This window comes from Aquabacterium sp. T101, from assembly GCF_057219775.1.
The window spans coordinates 1,093,361-1,110,747 of sequence record NZ_JBXVVZ010000001.1 but is presented as its reverse complement, the minus strand read 5'-3'; the positions used below and the strand labels follow the sequence as shown (position 1 = coordinate 1,110,747).

20 protein-coding genes are annotated in these 17,387 nt (G+C 72.0%); 13 read left to right on the top strand and 7 right to left on the bottom strand.

All coding sequences use genetic code 11. The features are described from left to right. The first annotated feature begins 7 nt into the window (after positions 1-7). From AC2EAQ_RS05175 to AC2EAQ_RS05165, 3 genes are read left to right on the top strand one after another with little or no spacing between them, the layout of a single operon-like run. Complete coding sequence (locus AC2EAQ_RS05175) at positions 8-838, top strand: metal-dependent hydrolase (protein ID WP_484640728.1); 831 nt, start codon at positions 8-10, stop codon at positions 836-838. Positions 839-881: 43 nt separating this feature from the next. Next, entirely contained in the window at positions 882-1,943 is a 1,062-nt protein-coding gene (locus AC2EAQ_RS05170; RefSeq protein WP_484640727.1) for a porin, read from the top strand. A gap of 29 nt (positions 1,944-1,972) precedes the next feature. Further along, positions 1,973-2,956 (top strand): Bug family tripartite tricarboxylate transporter substrate binding protein, encoded by a 984-nt coding sequence (locus tag AC2EAQ_RS05165; RefSeq protein WP_484640726.1) that lies wholly within the window; start codon positions 1,973-1,975, stop codon positions 2,954-2,956. A 15-nt stretch (positions 2,957-2,971) separates the two neighbouring features. On the opposite strand, the gene AC2EAQ_RS05160 is transcribed toward AC2EAQ_RS05165, so the two are convergent. Then, complete coding sequence (locus AC2EAQ_RS05160) at positions 2,972-3,877, bottom strand: LysR family transcriptional regulator (protein WP_484640724.1); 906 nt, start codon at positions 3,875-3,877, stop codon at positions 2,972-2,974. A gap of 121 nt (positions 3,878-3,998) precedes the next feature. On the opposite strand from AC2EAQ_RS05160, the gene AC2EAQ_RS05155 reads away from it, so the two are divergent. After that, positions 3,999-4,367 carry a protocatechuate 4,5-dioxygenase subunit alpha gene (locus tag AC2EAQ_RS05155; RefSeq protein ID WP_484640723.1) on the top strand — a complete coding sequence of 123 codons (369 nt, stop codon included), beginning with the start codon at positions 3,999-4,001 and terminating at the stop codon, positions 4,365-4,367. 11 nt (positions 4,368-4,378) lie between these two features. Continuing rightward, a complete protein-coding gene (locus tag AC2EAQ_RS05150; RefSeq protein WP_484640722.1) occupies positions 4,379-5,218 on the top strand; it encodes a class III extradiol dioxygenase family protein in 840 nt (279 codons plus the stop codon). Positions 5,219-5,243: 25 nt separating this feature from the next. On the opposite strand, the gene AC2EAQ_RS05145 is transcribed toward AC2EAQ_RS05150, so the two are convergent. Genes AC2EAQ_RS05145 through AC2EAQ_RS05135 form a run of 3 tightly spaced genes read right to left on the bottom strand, consistent with a single transcriptional unit; the run spans position 5,244 to position 7,549 of the window. After that, a complete protein-coding gene (locus AC2EAQ_RS05145) occupies positions 5,244-5,603 on the bottom strand; it encodes an FKBP-type peptidyl-prolyl cis-trans isomerase (RefSeq protein ID WP_484640721.1) in 360 nt (119 codons plus the stop codon). A gap of 23 nt (positions 5,604-5,626) precedes the next feature. Further along, positions 5,627-6,532, bottom strand: a complete 906-nt coding sequence (gene gluQRS / locus AC2EAQ_RS05140) for a tRNA glutamyl-Q(34) synthetase GluQRS (protein WP_484640720.1) — start codon at positions 6,530-6,532, stop codon at positions 5,627-5,629. Positions 6,533-6,550: 18 nt separating this feature from the next. Continuing rightward, positions 6,551-7,549 carry a LysR family transcriptional regulator gene (locus AC2EAQ_RS05135; RefSeq protein WP_484641167.1) on the bottom strand — a complete coding sequence of 333 codons (999 nt, stop codon included), beginning with the start codon at positions 7,547-7,549 and terminating at the stop codon, positions 6,551-6,553. Positions 7,550-7,637: 88 nt separating this feature from the next. On the opposite strand from AC2EAQ_RS05135, the gene AC2EAQ_RS05130 reads away from it, so the two are divergent. The 6 genes from AC2EAQ_RS05130 (at position 7,638) to AC2EAQ_RS05105 (ending at position 12,707) form a co-directional block, all read left to right on the top strand. Next, complete coding sequence (locus AC2EAQ_RS05130) at positions 7,638-8,348, top strand: pirin family protein (protein ID WP_484640719.1); 711 nt, start codon at positions 7,638-7,640, stop codon at positions 8,346-8,348. A 12-nt stretch (positions 8,349-8,360) separates the two neighbouring features. Next, positions 8,361-8,915, top strand: a complete 555-nt coding sequence (locus AC2EAQ_RS05125) for a flavodoxin family protein (RefSeq protein WP_484640718.1) — start codon at positions 8,361-8,363, stop codon at positions 8,913-8,915. Positions 8,916-9,000: 85 nt separating this feature from the next. Then, complete coding sequence (locus AC2EAQ_RS05120; RefSeq protein ID WP_484640717.1) at positions 9,001-9,411, top strand: DoxX family protein; 411 nt, start codon at positions 9,001-9,003, stop codon at positions 9,409-9,411. A 36-nt stretch (positions 9,412-9,447) separates the two neighbouring features. Further along, entirely contained in the window at positions 9,448-10,158 is a 711-nt protein-coding gene (locus AC2EAQ_RS05115) for a DUF599 domain-containing protein (RefSeq protein ID WP_484640716.1), read from the top strand. Positions 10,159-10,323: 165 nt separating this feature from the next. Next, positions 10,324-11,484 carry a BMP family ABC transporter substrate-binding protein gene (locus tag AC2EAQ_RS05110; RefSeq protein WP_484640715.1) on the top strand — a complete coding sequence of 387 codons (1,161 nt, stop codon included), beginning with the start codon at positions 10,324-10,326 and terminating at the stop codon, positions 11,482-11,484. A 170-nt stretch (positions 11,485-11,654) separates the two neighbouring features. Continuing rightward, a complete protein-coding gene (locus AC2EAQ_RS05105; RefSeq protein ID WP_484640714.1) occupies positions 11,655-12,707 on the top strand; it encodes an adenosine deaminase in 1,053 nt (350 codons plus the stop codon). Between the two features lie 19 nt (positions 12,708-12,726). On the opposite strand, the gene AC2EAQ_RS05100 is transcribed toward AC2EAQ_RS05105, so the two are convergent. Further along, on the bottom strand, positions 12,727-13,080 hold the full coding sequence (locus tag AC2EAQ_RS05100; protein ID WP_484640713.1) for a hypothetical protein: 354 nt from the start codon (positions 13,078-13,080) through the stop codon (positions 12,727-12,729). 116 nt (positions 13,081-13,196) lie between these two features. Here AC2EAQ_RS05100 and AC2EAQ_RS05095 point away from each other — a divergent pair, with 116 nt between their 5' ends. Beyond that, a complete protein-coding gene (locus AC2EAQ_RS05095; RefSeq protein WP_484640712.1) occupies positions 13,197-14,267 on the top strand; it encodes a BMP family ABC transporter substrate-binding protein in 1,071 nt (356 codons plus the stop codon). A gap of 7 nt (positions 14,268-14,274) precedes the next feature. Then, positions 14,275-15,861, top strand: a complete 1,587-nt coding sequence (locus AC2EAQ_RS05090) for an ABC transporter substrate-binding protein (RefSeq protein WP_484640711.1) — start codon at positions 14,275-14,277, stop codon at positions 15,859-15,861. Between the two features lie 6 nt (positions 15,862-15,867). Here the strand turns inward: AC2EAQ_RS05090 and AC2EAQ_RS05085 are convergent, their stop codons facing one another. Both AC2EAQ_RS05085 and AC2EAQ_RS05080 read right to left on the bottom strand, forming a co-directional pair. Further along, positions 15,868-16,515 carry a GNAT family N-acetyltransferase gene (locus AC2EAQ_RS05085; RefSeq protein WP_484640710.1) on the bottom strand — a complete coding sequence of 216 codons (648 nt, stop codon included), beginning with the start codon at positions 16,513-16,515 and terminating at the stop codon, positions 15,868-15,870. Beyond that, the gene (locus tag AC2EAQ_RS05080; RefSeq protein ID WP_484640708.1) at positions 16,512-17,375 is read right to left on the bottom strand and encodes a dioxygenase family protein; all 864 of its coding nucleotides are present in this window, start codon (positions 17,373-17,375) and stop codon (positions 16,512-16,514) included. The genes AC2EAQ_RS05085 and AC2EAQ_RS05080 overlap by 4 nt, the downstream gene beginning before the upstream one ends. Between the last annotated feature and the right edge of the window lie 12 nt (positions 17,376-17,387).

Genomic DNA, 17,387 nt, shown 5'->3' with positions numbered 1-17,387 from the left:
CATGCGCATGACGATGCTCCGAGGACTCGTGATGGCCGCTGTGGCGGCTCTGGTCGCCGGCTGCGCGACGCCCGCGGCCCCGCCGGCGGCGGCACCGAAAGCGGAGGTCACCTGGCTCGGCCAGGCGGCGTTCAGGATCGTCTCGCCGGGCGGCAAGGTGATCGTGACCGACCCCTGGCTGCGCACCAATCCGCTCACGCCGCCGGCGTTCAAGCAGCTCGAGGCCTTCGGGCGCCTCGACGTGCTGCTGGTCAGCCACGGTCACTTCGACCACATCGCCGACGCCCCGGCGCTGGCCCTGCAGTACAACGTGCCGGTCCGGGCGCCCGGCGACCTGAACCAGACGCTGACCACGCTCGGCGTGCTGCCGGCCCACCTGCTGCTGCGCATGAACAAGGGCGGCACGGTCGAGCCCGCGGCCGGCATCAAGGTCACCGCGGTGCGTGCCGAGCACTCGTCGATCTACGTCTGGCGCAACCCGGCCACCGGCAAGGACGAGACCCATCCCGGCGGCGAGCCGCTCGGCTGGATCGTCGAGCTGGAGAACGGCTTTCGCATCTACCACGCGGGCGACACCGCGGCCTTCGGCGACATGCGCCTGATCGGCGAGCGCTTCAAGCCCGACCTCGCACTGGTGCCCATCGGCGGCAACTTCACGATGGACCCGGCCGAGGCGGCCTGGGCCGTGAAGGAACTGATCCGGCCCAAGGCCGTGATCCCGATGCACTATGGCGCCAACCCGCTGGCGCGCGGCACCGCGGCGCAGTTCGTCGAGGCCATGGGATCGAGCCCGGTGCGCGTGCTCGTCGCCACGCCCGGCCAGCCGCTGTCGTTCTAGACCGCACCGATCCGGACCCCACACAACAACCGAGGAGAAACCCATGACGAAGAAGATGATGGCGCTCGGCATCGCGGCCGCGTCCGCGCTGCTGGCACCGCCGGCCGCATCGGCCCAGGCCGCGCCGAGCGGCAACGTGACGATCTATGGCCTGTACGACCTGGCCGTGCGCCGCGCCACCAACGCCAATGCCGCGCGCGACGCCAACATCACGACCGAGGACGGCATCTTCACCGGCACGCGCTGGGGCCTGCGCGGCACCGAGGACCTCGGCGGCGGCCTGCGGGCGGTGTTCAACGTCGAAGCCGGCTTCCATCCGGGCACCGGCCAGACGCTGCAGGGCACGGCCACGGCCGACTACGGCCAGGAGGCCTCGTCCAACCGCCTGTGGGGCCGCGAGGCCTGGGTCGGCATGCGCGGCCCCTGGGGTGGCGTGCTGCTGGGCCGCCAGTACACGGTGGCCCATGCGCTGGCCGCGCGCTTCCAGCCGCTGGGCAATGCCAACAATGCCGCGCTGTCGGTGTTCAGCAGCCACCACATCGCGCGCCAGGACAACGTGGTGCGCTACGACCACAAGCTGGGCGACGTGGAAGTGCTGGCCTCCTACACGGTGGGCGGCCAGGCCTCGACCAGCGCCAACAGCGCCACCGCCGTCGGCCTGGGCTACACCAAGGGCAGCGTCTCGCTGGCGGCCTACGCGCAGCAGATGAACAACCGCGCCGGCACCGAGAAGCGCAAGATCGTCGGCCTGGGCGGCAACTACCGGCTCAACCCGACCGTCGCGCTGTTCGGCGGGTACATGCAGCGCTCGGCCGAGGTCAGCGCCCAGAAGAACAAGGTCTGGACGCTGGGCACCAACGTCGAGCTGTCGCCGGCCAGCACCCTGAGCGTGGCCTACTTCGACGACTCGCAATCGGGCAGCGCCACGCTCGAAGGCTCGCGCAAGGTGGCCTGGGCGACGGTGAACTACCGCTTCTCGCGCCGCACCGACGTGTACGCCGTGGTCGACCGCAACCAGGTCGAAGGCGGCTATGCGCGGCCCGCGTTCCTCGGCACGCTCGGCAGCCAGACGGCGTACAGCGTCGGCCTGCGCCACCGCTTCTGACCCGCGTGGGCATACTGCCGTCCATGAACATGCCACGACCGCTCTCCCTCCGTCGTCGCGCCGCGCTGGGCTGGCTCGGCGCGACGGCCCTGCCGGGCTTCGCGCTCGCGCAGGAGCGTTTCCCGTCCCGCCCGATCCAGCTGCTGGTGCCCTTCGGGCCCGGCGGCATCGCCGACCTCACGGCGCGTGCCGTGGCCGAGGTGATGAGCCAGCGCCTGGGCCAGCCGATCGTCGTCGAGAACAAGCCCAGCGCCGGCAGCATCGTCGCCAGCCAGGCCGTGGCCAGCGCCAGGCCTGACGGCCACACGCTGCTGCTGATGAGCAACGGCAACGCGGTCAGCGTCGGCCTGTTCAAGAGGCTGCCTTACGACACGCAGAAGGCCTTCGCGGCGATCAGCACGCTGGGCTACTTCGACGTCGGCCTATTCGTGCCGTCGGGCTCGCGCTTCGCGAGCCTGCGCGACGTGGTGGCGTTCGCCAAGGCCAACCCCGGCAAGCTCAACGTCGGCACCATCGCGGTGGGCAGCACGCAGCACCTGGCGGCCAAGCTGTTCGAGACGGTGGCCGGTGTCGATGCGCTGGTCGTGCCCTACAAGGGCAGCCCGGCCGTGCTGACCGCCCTGCGCGCGGGCGAGATCGACCTTGCCTTCGAGATCCTCGGGCCGATGATCCCGCAGGTGCAGGCCGGCGCGGTGAAGGTGCTGGCCGTGTCGTCGGACAAGCGCAACCCGGCGCTGCCGGAGGTGCCCACGGTGCAGCAGGCCGGCGTGGCCGGCTACAGCGTCGCCTCGTGGAACGCACTGGCGGCGCCGGCGGGCACGCCGGCCGACGTGATCGCGACGCTCAACCGTGCCGCGCGCGAGGCCGTGGCCTCGCCCAGCGTGCAGGACAAGCTCGGCAAGCTCGGCATGCGCCTGGCCGCGAGTTCCCCGGCCGAGCAGGACGCGCTGCTGGCCGGCGAGATCAAGCGCTGGGGCGACGTGATCCGCGCCGCCAAGATCGAGCCGGAGTAGTCCCGCACCGACGCTTCAGTGCGCGGCCACCTCGGCCACCACGGCGTCGAGCTCGCCCCGCAGCCATCGGTGCATCGGGTCGGCCTGGTGCCGCTGGTGCCACAGCGCATAGATCGGCATCGGGTCCGTGTCGAAGGGCAGGGCGGCATGGGCCAGCCCGGACAGCGCCCCCACGCGCAGCAGCGACGGCAGGGTGGCCAGGCGGGTCGTGCCCTGCACGAAGGCGCGCACGCCGCTGAAGTCGGTCACCTCCACCGCCACGCGCCGGGTGAAGCCGTGCGCTGCCAGCCACGCGTCCACCGCCAGCGGCCGCTGCGGGCCGTGCATCACGGTCACATGGTCGGCCTGGCTCCACTGCCCGCGGTCGGCTGGCGCATCGCGGCAGGCCGGGTCGAAGAACACCGCGTAGCGGTCCTCGAACAGGCGCTTGTGCACGATGTCGCCGGCGTCGGGCAGGCGCGGCGAGATGGCGAGCTGGCAGTGCGCGTCGCGCAGCATCTCGGCGGTGGGCACGTCCGACGGCGTCACGCGCAGGCTCACCCGGGGTGCCTGTTCGCGCAGCCGGGCCAGCAGGCGCGGCAGCAGCAGGTCGCGCTGCAGCGGGTTGGCGGCGATCTGCAGGCAGCCCTCGAACGCGGCGGGATCGAAGCGGCCGTCCTCGGCCAGCGTGGCCAGGCCTTCGAGCAGGGCACGAGCCCGGTCGGCCAGCAGCAGCGCGCGCGCCGTCGGCACCACGCCGCGGCCCGACCGCACGACGACCGGCTCGCCGGCCAGCGCACGCAGCCGCTCCAGCCCGTGGCTGACCGCCGACTGGGTGACGCCCAGCCGCTCGGCGGCGCGCGTGACCGAGCGTGCTTCCACCACCGCCACCAGCAGCGCGAGCAGGCGCCCGTCGATGTCCAGGGGATCGATGCGGCTCATGTGACGGATGAGTGTGGCGGCGTTGATCGCCCCGCGCTTGATCCAGACACTGGCGTCACGCCCCCGCGCCCGGCGCGGGGCGCGCCACGTTGATCCAGATCAAACGCACGAGGACGACACCATGCCCGACAGCACCCCGCAGCGACAGGTGAAGGACGACATCTTCGGCACGCCGCTGTTCGACGGCCGCTCCGCCAGCCGCGGCTACGCGCTGAACAAGATGTGCTATTCGTTCAACGACGCGGCCAACCGCGCCGCCTTCAAGGCCGACGAGGACGCCTACTGCGCCAGGTACGGCCTGGACGCCGCGCAGCGCGAGGCGGTCCGCCAGCGCAACGTGCTGCAGCTGATCGCCGCGGGCGGCAACGCCTACTACCTGGCCAAGTTCGCCGGCATCTTCGGCCTGGACATGCAGGACATCGGCGCGCAGCAGACCGGCCTGACCAAGGAACAGTTCAAGGCCCGGCTCGTCGCCGCCGGCCGCACCTGAGGAGCACACGCATGGCCCGCATCATCGGTGGCATCACCACCTCCCACGTGCCCGCCATCGGCGGCGCGATCGCCAAGGGGCTGCAGGACGATCCGTACTGGAAGCCCTTCTTCTCGGGCTTTGCGCCGGTGCGGCAATGGCTGGGCGAGGTGAAGCCCGACGTGGCCGTGGTGTTCTACAACGACCACGGCCTGAACTTCTTCCTCGACAAGATGCCCACCTTCGCCGTCGGCGCGGCGGCCGAGTACCGCAACGCCGACGAGGGCTGGGGCATCCCGCAGGTGCCGCCCTTCGCGGGCGCCACCGAGCTGTCGTGGCACCTGATCGAGCAGCTGGTCGCGCAGGACTTCGACCTCACCACCTGCCAGGAGATGAAGGTCGACCACGCCTTCACGCTGCCGTTCGCGCTGCTGTGGCCGGACCAGAAGTGGCCGGTGCAGGTGGTGCCGGTGTGCATCAACACCGTGCTGTTCCCGCTGCCGTCGGCCGCGCGCTGCCTGGCGCTGGGACAGGCCGTCGGCCGTGCCGTGAAGTCGTGGCAGAACGACGCGCGCGTGGTGGTGCTGGGCACGGGCGGCCTGTCGCACCAGCTCGAAGGCGAGCGGGCCGGTCACATCAACAAGCCCTTCGACATCGCCTTCATGGACAGCCTCGCGAAGGACCCGGCCTGGGCCACCCGCTACTCGATCAACGAGCTGGTGCGCGAGGCCGGCACGCAGGGCATCGAGCTGCTGAACTGGGTGGCCGCGCGCGGGGCACTGACCGGGCAGGTGCACGAGCTGCACCGCAACTACCACATCCCGATCTCGAACACGGCCGCCGGCCTGATGCTGTTCGAGAACCGGGACTGAGCCCGGCGCGCCGCCGGCGTCGCGCTCAGGCGCGCAGCAGTTCCACCTCGAACACGAGCGTGGCGTTGGGCGGGATCACGCCGCCCGCGCCGCGCGCGCCATAGCCGAGCTGCGGCGGGATCACCAGCACGCGGGTGCCGCCGACCTTCATGCCCTGCACGCCCTCGTCCCAGCCGGCGATCACCATGCCGGCGCCGAGGTCGAAGCGGAACGGGTCGCCGCGGTCCTTGCTGGAGTCGAACTTGCGGCCGCGCTGGCCGGGGGCGTTGGCGTCGTGCAGCCAGCCGGTGTAGTGCACGGTGACCTGGGTGCCGGCCTGGGCGGTGGCGCCGGCGCCGACCTGGGTGTCGTCGTACTGCAGGCCGCTGGCGGTGGTGGTGGGCATGGCGGGAGATTCCTGTCGTGGGTTCATCGGGGGCCCGGAGCGGGCAGCGGCCATTGTGACCGCCACGCCGGCACGGCCTGCGTCCTCCAGCCGGCGGCGTCCGTGGCGGTCAGGGCGGGCAGGCCGAGTGCGTGGCCGGCGGCGCGCAGCACGGCCAGGGGCTGCGTCACGTCGAGCGCGGGCGCGCCGCGGCTTTTCGACAGCTTGTGCCCCTGCGCGTCGCGCACGAGCGGGGTGTGGAGGTAGCGCGGCGTGGGCAACCCGAGCAGGCGCTGCAGGTGGATCTGCCGCGCGGTGTTGTCGGCCAGGTCCTCGCCCCGGACCACGTCGGTGACGCCCTGGTCGGCATCGTCGACCACCACCGCGAGCTGGTAGGCCCAGGGACCGTCGGCGCGCCGCAGCACGAAGTCGCCGACGCTGGCCGTCACGTCCTGGGCCTGCGGGCCGAGGCGGCGGTCGAGCCAGGCCACCTGCACCGGCGCCGCGGCGTCCCCGCAGCGCAGCCGCCAAGCGCGCGCCGGGCGGCCGTGCAGGCCGGCGCGGCAGGTGCCGGGGTAGACACGCTCGGCGCCGGGCACGGCGGGCTGGCTCAGCGCCGCGAGTTCGGCCTCGATCTCGCGCCGCGTGCAGCCGCAGGGGTAGGCCTGGCCGGCCGCCACGAGGCGGTCCAGCGCGGCCTGGTAGCGCGCCGCACGGTGCGACTGGAACACCGGCGCCTCGTCCGGCGCCAGGCCCAGCGCCTGCAGCTGGTGCAGGATGGTCTCGACCGCGCCCGGCTCGGTGCGCGGGCCGTCGACGTCCTCGATGCGCATCAGCCAGCGGCCGCGCTGCGCGCGGGCGTCGAGCCAGCTCGCCAGCGCGGCCACCACCGATCCGGCGTGCAGCGGCCCGCTGGGCGAGGGCGCGAAGCGCCCGACGTAGGTCGCCATGCCGGGTCTGCGCAGTGCTCAGTCCACGCCGGTGGGCAGCCCGGCGTGGCGTTCGATCAGGGCGCGGCGGGTGGCCTCGCTGTCGAGCTGCTGCAGCCACCAGCCCAGTGCCAGGCCCTGCGGCGGCTTCTTCGGGTCCGGCGCGGCGGCGCTGCGCCAGGCGTAGTGAAGGCGCGCCACGGGGTTGTCGCGCTGCACCTGCCGCACCACCAGGCGACCGGCGCGGATGTGCTCGCGCGCGATCGGCTCGGCCAGGAAGCCGCAGCCCAGGCAGCGCACCTGCGCCTCGACCTTGGCCTGCACCGTGGCCACGGTGAACACGTCCTGCCCGGGCAGCAGGTTGAAGGTCAGCGGCTCGTGTCGGCGCGCCGTGTCGGCCACGGCGACGGCGCGATGGCGCAACAGCTCGTGGTCCGGGATCGGCCCTTCGTGGCGGGCCAGCGGGTGGTGCGGCGCCACGGCGAAGACGAAGCCCATTTCGCCGAGCAGCCGCATCTCGATGCCCGGCGGCGCGTTGCTGCCCGCCGAGCCGACGCCGATGGCGAGGTCCGCCTCGCCGGCCAGCAGCGCCTCCCAGGTGCCCGACAGCACCTCGGTGCGCAGGCGCAGCCGCGTGCCGGTGCCCTCGTCGCTGCCCTCGGTCGGGCGCAGCGCGAAGAACGCCTCGCACAGTTCGAGCAGGGTCACGCGAGAGATCACGCCGTCGGCGGCCACCGTGAGCTGGCTTTCCCAGCCGCAGGACACCCGCCGCACCCGGTTGGCCACGGCGTCCATCTCGGCCAGCAGGCGCCGGCCCTCGCGCAGCAGCTCTTCGCCGGCGGCGGTGAGCACCGCCTGGCCGGAGCGGCGGTCGAACAGCAGCACGTCCAGCGCGTCCTCGAGCTGGCGCACGCTGTAGGTCAGGGCCGAGGGCACCTTGCCCAGCTCGCGCGCGGCCGCGGCGAAGCTGCCCGCGCGGGCGATGACATCCATCATCGCCAGCGCGTCGGGGGTGAGGGCGTTGCGGCGGTCGGGCATGGGCGCTTGGCCGTTCATCTTATTTGAATGGCTGCTTCAAGGGCGCAGTGCCCCGGCAGCGGGACGCCTTCCTACAGTCCCGTTCACCATGATGACGCTTCGCAAATCCACCGACCGCGGCCACGCCGACCACGGCTGGCTCAAGAGCTTCCACAGCTTCTCGTTCGCCGAGTACCACGACCCGGCGCACATGGGCTTCGGCAACCTGCGGGTGATCAACGAGGACCGCATCGCGCCGGGCACCGGCTTCGGCACCCATGGCCACCGCGACATGGAGATCGTCAGCTACGTGCTCGACGGCGCGCTGGCGCACAAGGACAGCCTGGGCAACGGTGCGTCGATCGTGCCGGGCGAGGTGCAGCGCATGAGCGCGGGCACCGGCGTGCGCCACAGCGAGTTCAACCACGCCGCCGACCGCACCACCCACTTCCTGCAGATCTGGATCCTGCCCGACCGCCAGGGCATCGCGCCCGGCTACGAGCAGCAGGCCTTCGCCGCCGCGGACAAGCGCGGCCGCCTGCTGCCGGTGGCGTCGCCCGACGGGCCGCGGCACCGGCCGGGCACGGTGACGATCCATGCCGACGCCGTGATGTATTCCGGCCTGTTCGACGGCGACGAGCGCGCCGAACTGGCGCTCGACCCGCGGCGGCTGGGCTACGTGCATGTGGCCCGCGGGCGCGTGCGTGTCAACGGTCATGACCTCGACGCCGGCGATGCGCTGATGCTCGACGGCGAGTCCCGGATCCAAGTCGACCAAGGCCAGGGGGCCGAGGTCATCGTGTTCGACCTCTCCCGCTAGGAGTCACCCACCATGAGCAAGAAGATCGTCATCGTCTTTCACAGCGGCTACGGCCACACGAAGAAGGTCGCCGAGGCGGTGGCCGAGGGCAGCGCCGGTGCGCTGCTGGCCATCGACGCCGAAGGCAACCTGCCCTCCGGCGGCTGGGAGCAGCTGGCCGCGGCCGACGCGATCGTGTTCGGCGCGCCGACCTACATGGGCGGGCCGTCGTGGCAGTTCAAGAAGTTCGCCGACGCGTCGAGCAAGCCCTGGTTCGTGAAGGCCTGGCGCAACAAGCTGGCCGCCGGCTTCACCAACTCGGCCACGCTCAACGGCGACAAGCTGTCGACGCTGCAGTACCTGCACACGCTGTCGCAGCAGCACGGCATGCTGTGGGCCGGCACGGGCATGCACCCGAGCAACGCCAAGGCCAGCACCCGCAACGACCTGAACAATCTCGGCGGCTACTCCGGCCTGATCACCGCCACGCCGTCGGACGCCTCGGTCGACGAGATGGTCGCCGGCGACCTGGCCACGGCGCGCGCCTTCGGCCAGCGCATCGTCGAGGCCCTGGCGCTGTTCAAGTAGCCGCTCCGGTCGGCAGAACCCCCCCCGCGGACGGGCCTGTGGCCCGCCCGCTGCCCTTCCACACCCCATCGATTCCATCCTCACCATGAACCTGCAAGGCTTTCCCCTCCTCGTCGCCCGCATCCTGCTGGCCCTGATGTTCGTGCTGGCCGGCGTGTCCAAGCTGACCGGCCTCGAAGGCACCGCCGGCTACATCGCCAGCGTCGGCCTGCCCGCACCGATGGTGCTGGCGGTGGCGGCCGGCGTGCTCGAACTGGCCGCGGGCGTGATGCTCGTCGTCGGCTGGCAGACGCGTGGCGCCGCATTGGCCCTCGCCCTGTTCACCGTGGTGGCCAGCGTGCTGTTCCACAACTTCTGGGCCATGCCAGCCGACAAGGCCTTCATGCAGCAGCTGATGTTCCTGAAGAACCTCGCGGTCACCGGCGGCCTGCTGTTCGTGGTGGCTTTCGGCGCCGGCTCGCTGAGCCTGGACGCGAAGCGCGGCGCGCAGGCCTGACGCCCGCTCCGGCCCGCGGCGCTACAGTCGCGGGCCGTGGAATCCCTGCGCCAACTGCTGTCCGCCCTGACGCCCTGGGACTGGGGTGCCGTGGCGGCGTTGTTCATCGCCTGGATCGGCTATGCCCGGTTCGCGCAGCGCCGCTCGGCGATCCAGCCGTCGCTGCTGGCGGCCAGCAACCGGGTGCGGCGTCAATGGATGCTGGAGGCGACGCGGCGCGAGAACCGGGTCTTCGACGGCGTGGTGGTGCAGAACCTGTCCACCAGCCCGAGCTTCTTCGCGTCGACCACGATCCTGATCGTCGGCGGCCTGCTGGCGCTGCTGGGCACCAGCGAGCACGCCCAGGCGATCGTGGCGGAACTGCCGTTCGCCGCCCGCACGTCGGCCCTGGTGCTGGACCTGAAGCTGGTGCTGCTGACCGGCATCTTCGTCTACGCCTTCTTCCGCTTCACCTGGAGCCTGCGCCAGTACAGCTTCGGTGCGCTGCTGGTGGCCAGCGCACCCGACCGCGACGAGTTCGCACGCCAGGGCGACGCCGCCCGGGAGCATTTCGCCGACCGGGCGGGCGGCGTGGTCGGGCTGGCTGCCGAGGCCTTCAACGACGGCCTGCGGGCCTACTACTTCGCCTTCGCCGCCGCCGCGTGGCTGCTGTCGCCGGTGGCCTGCGCGCTGGCCAGCGCCGGCGTGGTGTGGGTGCTGTACATGCGCGAGTTCCACTCCGAGGCGCTGCATCTGATGCGCGACTGACGGGGGTGCGCCTGCGGGTGGGCCGGGCCCGGGCGCATACGCCTGCAGGCATGCCGGGTATCAAACTTGCTGCATGCCGCCAGCCCGGACCTGTGCCAGCATCGCGCGCTGCGCCCCGACCATAATCCGGTCCTCCCACCCGATCCAACCCAGCGAGGTTCTTCCATGATCGACACCAAGAAGCGCTCCCTCCTCCGCCTGGCCGGCTTGTCGGCCGTGGCCGCCTCCGCCGCCCTGGTGGGCTGCGGCAAGAAGGAAGCACCCGCGCCCGCTCCGGCGGCGGCAGCCCCGGCCTCGGCGCCCGCGCCCAAGCCCGAGCCGCTGAAGATCGCGTTCGCCTATGTCGGCCCGGTGGGCGACGCCGGCTGGACCTTCGCCCACGACCTGGGCCGCAAGGCGGTCGAGGCCGAGTTCGGCGACAAGGTCAAGACCAGCTACGTCGAGAACGTGCCCGAGGCGGCCGACGCCGAGCGCGTGATCCGCCAGATGGTCAGCGAGGGCAACAAGCTGATCTTCGGCACCACCTTCGGCTACATGGACCCGATGATGAAGGTGGCGGCCGATCACAAGGACGTCAAGTTCGAGCATGGCACCGGCTTCAAGACCGCCGAGAACATGCGCACCTACGACAGCCGCACCTACGAGGGCGCCTACCTCGCGGGCATCATCGCCGGCGCCTCGACCAAGAGCAATACGCTCGGCGTCGTCGGCTCGATCCCCATCCCCGAGGTGATCCGCAACATCAACACCTTCACCCTCGGCGCGCAGAGCGTGAACCCGAAGGTAAAGACCAAGGTGGTCTGGATCGGCAAGTGGTTCGATCCGCCGAAGGAAGGCGAGGCCGCGCAGAGCCTGATCAACCAGGGCGCCGACGTGCTGTTCCAGAACACCGACTCCACCGCGGTGCTGCAGACGGCCGAGAAGAACAAGAAGCTCGCCTTCGGCTGGGACAGCGACATGTCCAGCTTCGCCAAGGAAGCGCACCTGGGCTCGGCCGTCATCAACTGGGGCCCGTACTACAAGAAGGCCGTCAAGGACGCGCTGGAAGGCACCTGGAAGACCTCGCAGGAATGGTGGGGCATCAAGGAAGGCGCGATCGATCTGGTTGCCATCAGCGACAAGGTGCCCGCCGACGTGAAGGAAAAGGTCGAGAAGGCCAAGGCCGGCATGAAGGACGGCAGCTTCCACCCGTGGAAGGGCCCGGTCGTCGACCAGGCCGGCAAGACCGTGGTCGAGAAGGACAAGGTGCCCGACGACAAGTTCATGCTGGGCATCAACTTCTACGTCAAGGGCGTGGACGGGAAGGTGCCTTCGGATAAGAAGTGATCCCCCCCGTTGCGCCTTCGGCGCTCCCCCCCAGGGGGGCAGCGCCGGCGGGCCGGCGGAGCCGGACCCGCGGCGCCTGCGGGTGGGGCGCGGGCTGACGCCGCGCCTCGGGCGAACAGTGTCAATGGCCGCGGGGCTTGCTTCGCGGCCATTTTCTTTGGAGGTCTGTAATGAATTCGATCGACTTTTCGCGGATCGGGCGGGAGCGGTTGCCGGGGGTGCTGCGCACCATGCCCAAGGCGGAACTGCACATCCACATCGAGGGCTCGCTGGAGCCGGAGATGATCTTCGCGCTGGCGCGGCGCAACGGGGTGGCGCTGCCGTACCCGGACGTGCAGGCGCTGCGGGCGGCGTATGCGTTCACCGACCTGCAGAGCTTCCTGGACATCTACTACGCCGGGGCGTCGGTGCTGCTGCACGAGCAGGACTTCTTCGACCTCGGCTTCGCCTACCTGGAGAAGGCGGCGGCCGAAAACGTGCGCTGCGCCGAGATCTTCTTCGACCCGCAGACGCACACGGCGCGCGGCGTGCCGATCGAACGCGTGATCCTGGGGCTGGAACATGCGTGTCGTCGCGCCCACGCGGAATGGGGCCTGCATGCGCGGCTGATCCTGTGTTTCCTGCGCCACCTGAGCGAGGACGAGGCGCAGGCCACGCTCGACGCCGCGCTGCCGTGGCGGGAGCACTTCATCGGCGTGGGGCTGGACAGCAGCGAGCGCGGCCATCCGCCGGAGAAATTCGCCCGGGTCTTCGCCCGCGCCCGCGCGCTCGGCCTGCATGTCGTGGCGCACGCCGGCGAGGAGGGGCCGCCGGCCTACATCGAGAGCGCGCTGGACGTGCTCGGCGCCGAGCGCATCGACCACGGCGTGCGCAGCGTGGAGTCGCCGGCCCTGGTACAGCGTCTCGCGCGCGAGCGCGTGCCGCTGACGGTGTGTCCGCTGTCGAACGTGAAGCTGCGGGTGTTCGGCTCGATGGCCGGGCACAACCTGCCGGCGCTGCTCGATGCGGGCCTCGCGGCCACGATCAACAGCGACGACCCCGCCTACTTCGGCGGCTACCTGAACCAGAACTTCGTCGAGACCTTCGCGGCGCTGCCGGTGCTGGGCGCACGCGAGGCCTGGCAGCTGGCGCGCAACAGCTTCGAGGCGAGCTTCGCGCCGGACGCCGACAAGGCGCGCTGGATCTCGGAACTGGACGCCCACTTCCGCGCCGCGGCGGCCTGAGCCGCGCCCGGCCCGGGCCTCAGGCGGCTGCGGCCTGGGGCTTGTCGCGCAGCAGGCAGACGATCAGCGTCAGCAGGCTGCCGCCGCCCAGCAGCGCCAGTGCGCCGACGGCCCAGACGATCCAGGCCACCAGCGGGGCGTTGGTGCCCACCCAGCCCAGCACCAGGCTGGTGACGTCCATCAGCACGCCGAGCAGCTCGCGCCAGCCCGGGAACCAGCGGTCGATCACCTCGGCATAGGGCATGGCGCGCACCAGCGCGGTGACGTCCTCGACCCAGGTCGGGTTCATCGCCAGCAGGGTGTGCAGCCCCCAGGCCGCCACCGACCACAGTGCCAGACCGATGAAGGTGAGGGTCCAGATGGCGATCAGCATGACGCATTGGATCACGCAGGTTGCCCGGAGTGCCCTCCTTACAATCCCGCCCTTTCGGCGCGCAGGGCCTGCCACCGGCCGCGCACCGCCTCCCGGTGGCCATGTCGAGGACAACCATGTTCAAAAACCTCATCCGCGCGCTCGCGTGCGCGTCGGTCTTCCTTCCCGCCGCGCTGCCGGCGGCCGAGCCGCTGAAGGTCGGCTTCGTCTACGTGAGCCCGGTCGGGCAGGCCGGCTGGACCTACCAGCATGACCAGGCCCGCCAGGCGCTGGAGCGCGCGCTCGGCGAGCAGGTGCGCACCACCTTCGTGGAGGCGGTGCCCGAAGGGGCCGACGCCGAGCGGGTGATGCGCGACCTGGCGGCGCAGGGGCACCGGCTGGTGTTCGCCACCAGCTTCGGCTACCTGGAGCCGGCGCTGCGCGTGGCGGCGGACTTCCCGGCCGTGCGCTTCGAGCATGCCGGCGGGTGGCGCACGGCGCCCAACCTCAGCACTTACAACGCGCGCTTCTACGAGGGCCGCTGGCTGGCAGGCTGGCTGGCCGGCAAGGCCAGTCGCAGCGGCGTGGCCGGCTACGTGGCGGGCTTCCCGGTACCCGAGGTGGTGCAGGGCATCAACGCGTTCGCGCTGGGCATGCGCGCGGCCAACCCCAAGGCCGTGGTGCGGGTGCTGTGGCTCAACACCTGGTTCGACCCGCCGCGCGAGCGCGAGGCGGCGCTCACCCTGGTGGCCGGCGGGGCCGACGTGCTGACCAACCACAGCGGCTCGCCCGCCGTGCCGCAGGCCGCGCAGGAAAAGGGCGTGCGGCTGGTGGCCTACCAGAGCGACATGTCGCGCTTCGCGCCGACGGCGCAGCTGGCGGCGGTGACGGCCGACTGGAGCGGCCACTACGTCGCCACGGCGCGCGCGGTGGCCGCCGGCACCTGGGCGACCAGGCCGGTGTGGGGCGGCCTGCGCGACGGCATGGTGCGCGTGCAGGCGCTGGCCGCGGACGTGCCGGCCGACTGGCGCCGCGAGCTGGCCGCGCGAGAGAAGCTGCTGGCCAGCGGACGCGGTGGGCCCTTCACGGGCCGCCTGGTGGACCAGGCCGGCACCGTGCGGCAGAACCGGGGCACACTCGACGACACCGCGATTGCGCAAATGGACTGGTTCGTGCAGGGTGTCGAAGGCACGCTGCCCCGGAAGTGACACCCCGATGAAGCTCATCTCCTGCAAGACCCTCGCCGCCGCCGCGCTGGCGCTGCTGCTGCCGCTGTCCGCCCTGGGCCAGGGCAAGACGCTGCGCGTGGCCAGCGCCTTCGACCCGCAGACGATGGACCCGCACGCGCTGGCGCTGCTGTACCAGACGCGGGTCGTGACGCAGATCTACGAGAGTCTCGTCAACCGCGGCAAGGACTACAAGCTCGAGCCGTCGCTGGCCACGTCGTGGGAGATGGTCAACCCGACCACCTGGCGCTTCCGGCTGCGCCAGGGGGTGAAGTTCCACGACGGCGCGCCGTTCACCGCGGACGACGCGGTGTTCTCGATCGAGCGCGCGCTGGACAAGGCCTCGCAGCGCAAGAACCAGATGCTGGGCATCACCGGGGCGCGCAAGGTGGACGCCGCCACGATCGAGGTGCTGACCAGCCAGCCCGACGCCGTGCTGCCCGACAAGCTGTGGCTCGTGGGCATGATGAGCAAGGCCTGGGCCGACAAGCACGGGGTGGTGCGCCCGCAGGACTACAACGCGCGCCAGGAGACCTACGCGGTGCGCAACGCCAACGGCACCGGGCCGTTCATGCTGGTGCGCTACGACGCCGACGTGCGCACGGTGCTGCGGGCCTACCCGGGGTGGTGGGGTCGCGGCACGCCGCTGGGCGGCGGCAACGTCGACGAGGCGGTGTTCCAGGTGATCCAGGCCGACGCCACGCGGCTGGCCGCGCTGCAGTCGGGGCAGGTGGACTTCGTGCTCGATCCTCCGTTCCAGGACCTGACTCGCCTGAAGGCGGACAAGTCGCTCAAGGTGAGCGAGACCGACGACATCGGCACCCAGTACTTCGCGCTCAACCAGCACAGCGTCGAGCTGGGCGGCAGCGACGTGAAGGGCCGCAATCCGTTCAAGGACGTGCGCGTGCGCCGCGCGGTGCAGCTGGCCATCGACACCGACCTGATCGTGCGGCAGGTGCTGCGCGGCGAGGGCACCGTCACCGGGGCCTTCGTGTCGCCGCTGGTGGACGGCCACCCGCCCGAGTTCGACAAGCGGCCCAAGGCCGACGCCGCGGCCGCGCGCGCCCTGCTCAAGGAGGCCGGCTACGAGAACGGCTTCTCGGTGCAGATGGACTGCGTCAACGTGGCCTGGCGCGCCGCGGTGTGCCAGGCGGCCGCGTCGATGCTGGAAAAGGTCGGCATCCGCGCCAGCCTGGCCACGTCGCCCAGCTCGGTGTTCTTCCCCAAGCTCAGCCAGGGCACCGGCTTCCTGGTCGAGTTCGGCTGGAGCGCGACGCCCGATCCGTGGACCACGCTGCAGTCGTTGGTGCGCACCAACGACGGCCTGGCCGCCGGCGCGTTCAACGCCGGGCGCTACAGCAACCCGAAGCTCGACGCGCTGATCGACGCGATCCGCGTCGAGCCGAGCCTGCAGCGCCGGCGCCAGCTCACGGCCGATGCGCTGCGCATCGTGCAGGCCGACCTGCCGCTGGTGCCGCTGTACCGGCGCCAGCTGAACTGGGTCATGCGTCCCACGATCGACGCGGTGCAGTGGCCCAACGACGTGCTCGAGCTGCGCTGGGTGACGATGCGCTGAGGGCGCTCAGCCCGGGCGCGCCTCGCCCGGCGACGGCGTCCGCGGGGGCGGCCGGTCGGCCGGCCAGCCGGGGTGGCGCAGGGCCGTCATCGCGTGGTCGCGCCAGGCGCCGTCGATGAAGAGGTACTCGCGGGCCAGGCCCTCGTGCTCGAAGCCCAGCCGTGCCAGCAGGGCCAGGCTGCGCGCGTTCTCGGGGCGCACGTTGGCCTGCACGCGGTGCAGGCCGAGCCGGCCAAAGGCGTCGTCCAGCACCGACCGCAGCGCTTCGTGCATCAGGCCGCGGCCTTCATGGGCGGCGTCGATCGCGTAGCCGAGCATGGCGCTGCAGAACGGGCCGCGCGAGATCTGCGTCAGCTGCACCCGGCCCAGCGCGACGGCCGCGGGGTCCGCCGCGGGCGCGTCCCGGTCGAACAGCCACCAGCTCGCCAGCGCGCCGCCGGCGACGGCCTGCGCCGCAGCCTCCAGCAGCCCGCGCTGCCCGTCGGCGGTGAACAGCGCGGCCTCGGGCGGCGGGTTCCAGCGCGCGTGGGTGTCGCGGTTGCGCACGAAGAAGGCGGCCGCGGCGGCGGCCAGCTCCGGGCTCGCCGACCGCAGGCGCAGCCGGGGCGTGAGCAGCTCGGCGGGCGGTGCGTCGGTCGCGGTGGCGCGGTTCACGCCGGCACTGTAGCGGCCAGCGCCTGCGCCAGCCGCGTCGCGGACGGGCCGAAGGCATACGTGTCCATGCCGAGCACGCCGTGCGTCGAGCTCTCGTGCAGCCGCACCACCGGGCCGTCCGGCCCGCCGGCGCCGGCGGCGATGAACCACGGCAGCAGGTGCTCGTCGGTCGGATGCATGTCCACCGCGTGGGGTGCCTGCGCGCGGTAGGCGAACAGCGCGTCCCAGTCGCGGTGCGTGCCGCGCTCGGCGAACCAGGTGCGGAAGGCCGCGCTTTCGGGGATCTCCGGCGGCGCGGACTGCCGGTGCATGCCGGCCATCGCCACGCGGCGCAGGTTGTGCGTGATGCTGCCCGAGCCGAGGATCAGCACGCCCTCGTCGGCCAGCGGCGCGAGCGCCTGCCCCAGCGCGAACAGCGCGGCCGGGCTGGCGTAGGGCGACCAGCCCAGCGGCAGCACCGGCACGTCGGCGTCGGGCCAGGCGTAGCGCAGCGGGGTCCAGATGCCATGGTCCAGCCCGCCGCGGTCGAGCCGGTGCAGCGGCAGGCCGGCAGCCTGCAGCAGCGTCGCGACGCGCTCGGCCAGCGCCGGCGCGCCGGGAGCGTCGTAGCGCATCCGGTACAGGCGCTCGTCGAAGCCGCCGAAGTCGTACACCGCCTCGTGGCGCGGCGCGGCCAGCGCGGCCGGTTCGCGCGTCAGCGTGTGGGCCGACAGCGCCAGCACGGCGCGCGGGCGGCCGAAGGAGGCGTCGATGGCCGGGCCCAGGCGCGACAGGAAGGCCCCGGCGGCGCCCGGTTCGAGGGCGATCATCGGCGAGCCATGGGACACGAACAGGGCAGGCAGGCGGGCAGGGGCATCCATGCCTGCAGTGTG

Excerpts from the sequence above, each read along its gene's own strand:
- AC2EAQ_RS05125 (WP_484640718.1), top strand. The coding sequence starts at position 8,361 with ATGAGCAAGAAGATCGTCATCGTCTTTCACAGCGGCTACGGCCACACG.
- AC2EAQ_RS05150 (WP_484640722.1), top strand. The coding sequence starts at position 4,379 with ATGGCCCGCATCATCGGTGGCATCACCACCTCCCACGTGCCCGCCATC.
- AC2EAQ_RS05120 (WP_484640717.1), top strand. The coding sequence starts at position 9,001 with ATGAACCTGCAAGGCTTTCCCCTCCTCGTCGCCCGCATCCTGCTGGCC.
- AC2EAQ_RS05080 (WP_484640708.1), bottom strand. The coding sequence starts at position 17,375 with ATGGATGCCCCTGCCCGCCTGCCTGCCCTGTTCGTGTCCCATGGCTCG.
- AC2EAQ_RS05090 (WP_484640711.1), top strand. The coding sequence starts at position 14,275 with ATGAAGCTCATCTCCTGCAAGACCCTCGCCGCCGCCGCGCTGGCGCTG.
- AC2EAQ_RS05135 (WP_484641167.1), bottom strand. The coding sequence starts at position 7,549 with ATGCCCGACCGCCGCAACGCCCTCACCCCCGACGCGCTGGCGATGATG.
- gluQRS (WP_484640720.1), bottom strand. The coding sequence starts at position 6,532 with ATGGCGACCTACGTCGGGCGCTTCGCGCCCTCGCCCAGCGGGCCGCTG.
- AC2EAQ_RS05155 (WP_484640723.1), top strand. The coding sequence starts at position 3,999 with ATGCCCGACAGCACCCCGCAGCGACAGGTGAAGGACGACATCTTCGGC.
- AC2EAQ_RS05145 (WP_484640721.1), bottom strand. The coding sequence starts at position 5,603 with ATGCCCACCACCACCGCCAGCGGCCTGCAGTACGACGACACCCAGGTC.
- AC2EAQ_RS05095 (WP_484640712.1), top strand. The coding sequence starts at position 13,197 with ATGTTCAAAAACCTCATCCGCGCGCTCGCGTGCGCGTCGGTCTTCCTT.
- AC2EAQ_RS05130 (WP_484640719.1), top strand. The coding sequence starts at position 7,638 with ATGATGACGCTTCGCAAATCCACCGACCGCGGCCACGCCGACCACGGC.
- AC2EAQ_RS05110 (WP_484640715.1), top strand. The coding sequence starts at position 10,324 with ATGATCGACACCAAGAAGCGCTCCCTCCTCCGCCTGGCCGGCTTGTCG.
- AC2EAQ_RS05100 (WP_484640713.1), bottom strand. The coding sequence starts at position 13,080 with ATGCTGATCGCCATCTGGACCCTCACCTTCATCGGTCTGGCACTGTGG.
- AC2EAQ_RS05165 (WP_484640726.1), top strand. The coding sequence starts at position 1,973 with ATGCCACGACCGCTCTCCCTCCGTCGTCGCGCCGCGCTGGGCTGGCTC.
- AC2EAQ_RS05105 (WP_484640714.1), top strand. The coding sequence starts at position 11,655 with ATGAATTCGATCGACTTTTCGCGGATCGGGCGGGAGCGGTTGCCGGGG.
- AC2EAQ_RS05170 (WP_484640727.1), top strand. The coding sequence starts at position 882 with ATGACGAAGAAGATGATGGCGCTCGGCATCGCGGCCGCGTCCGCGCTG.
- AC2EAQ_RS05160 (WP_484640724.1), bottom strand. The coding sequence starts at position 3,877 with ATGAGCCGCATCGATCCCCTGGACATCGACGGGCGCCTGCTCGCGCTG.
- AC2EAQ_RS05175 (WP_484640728.1), top strand. The coding sequence starts at position 8 with ATGACGATGCTCCGAGGACTCGTGATGGCCGCTGTGGCGGCTCTGGTC.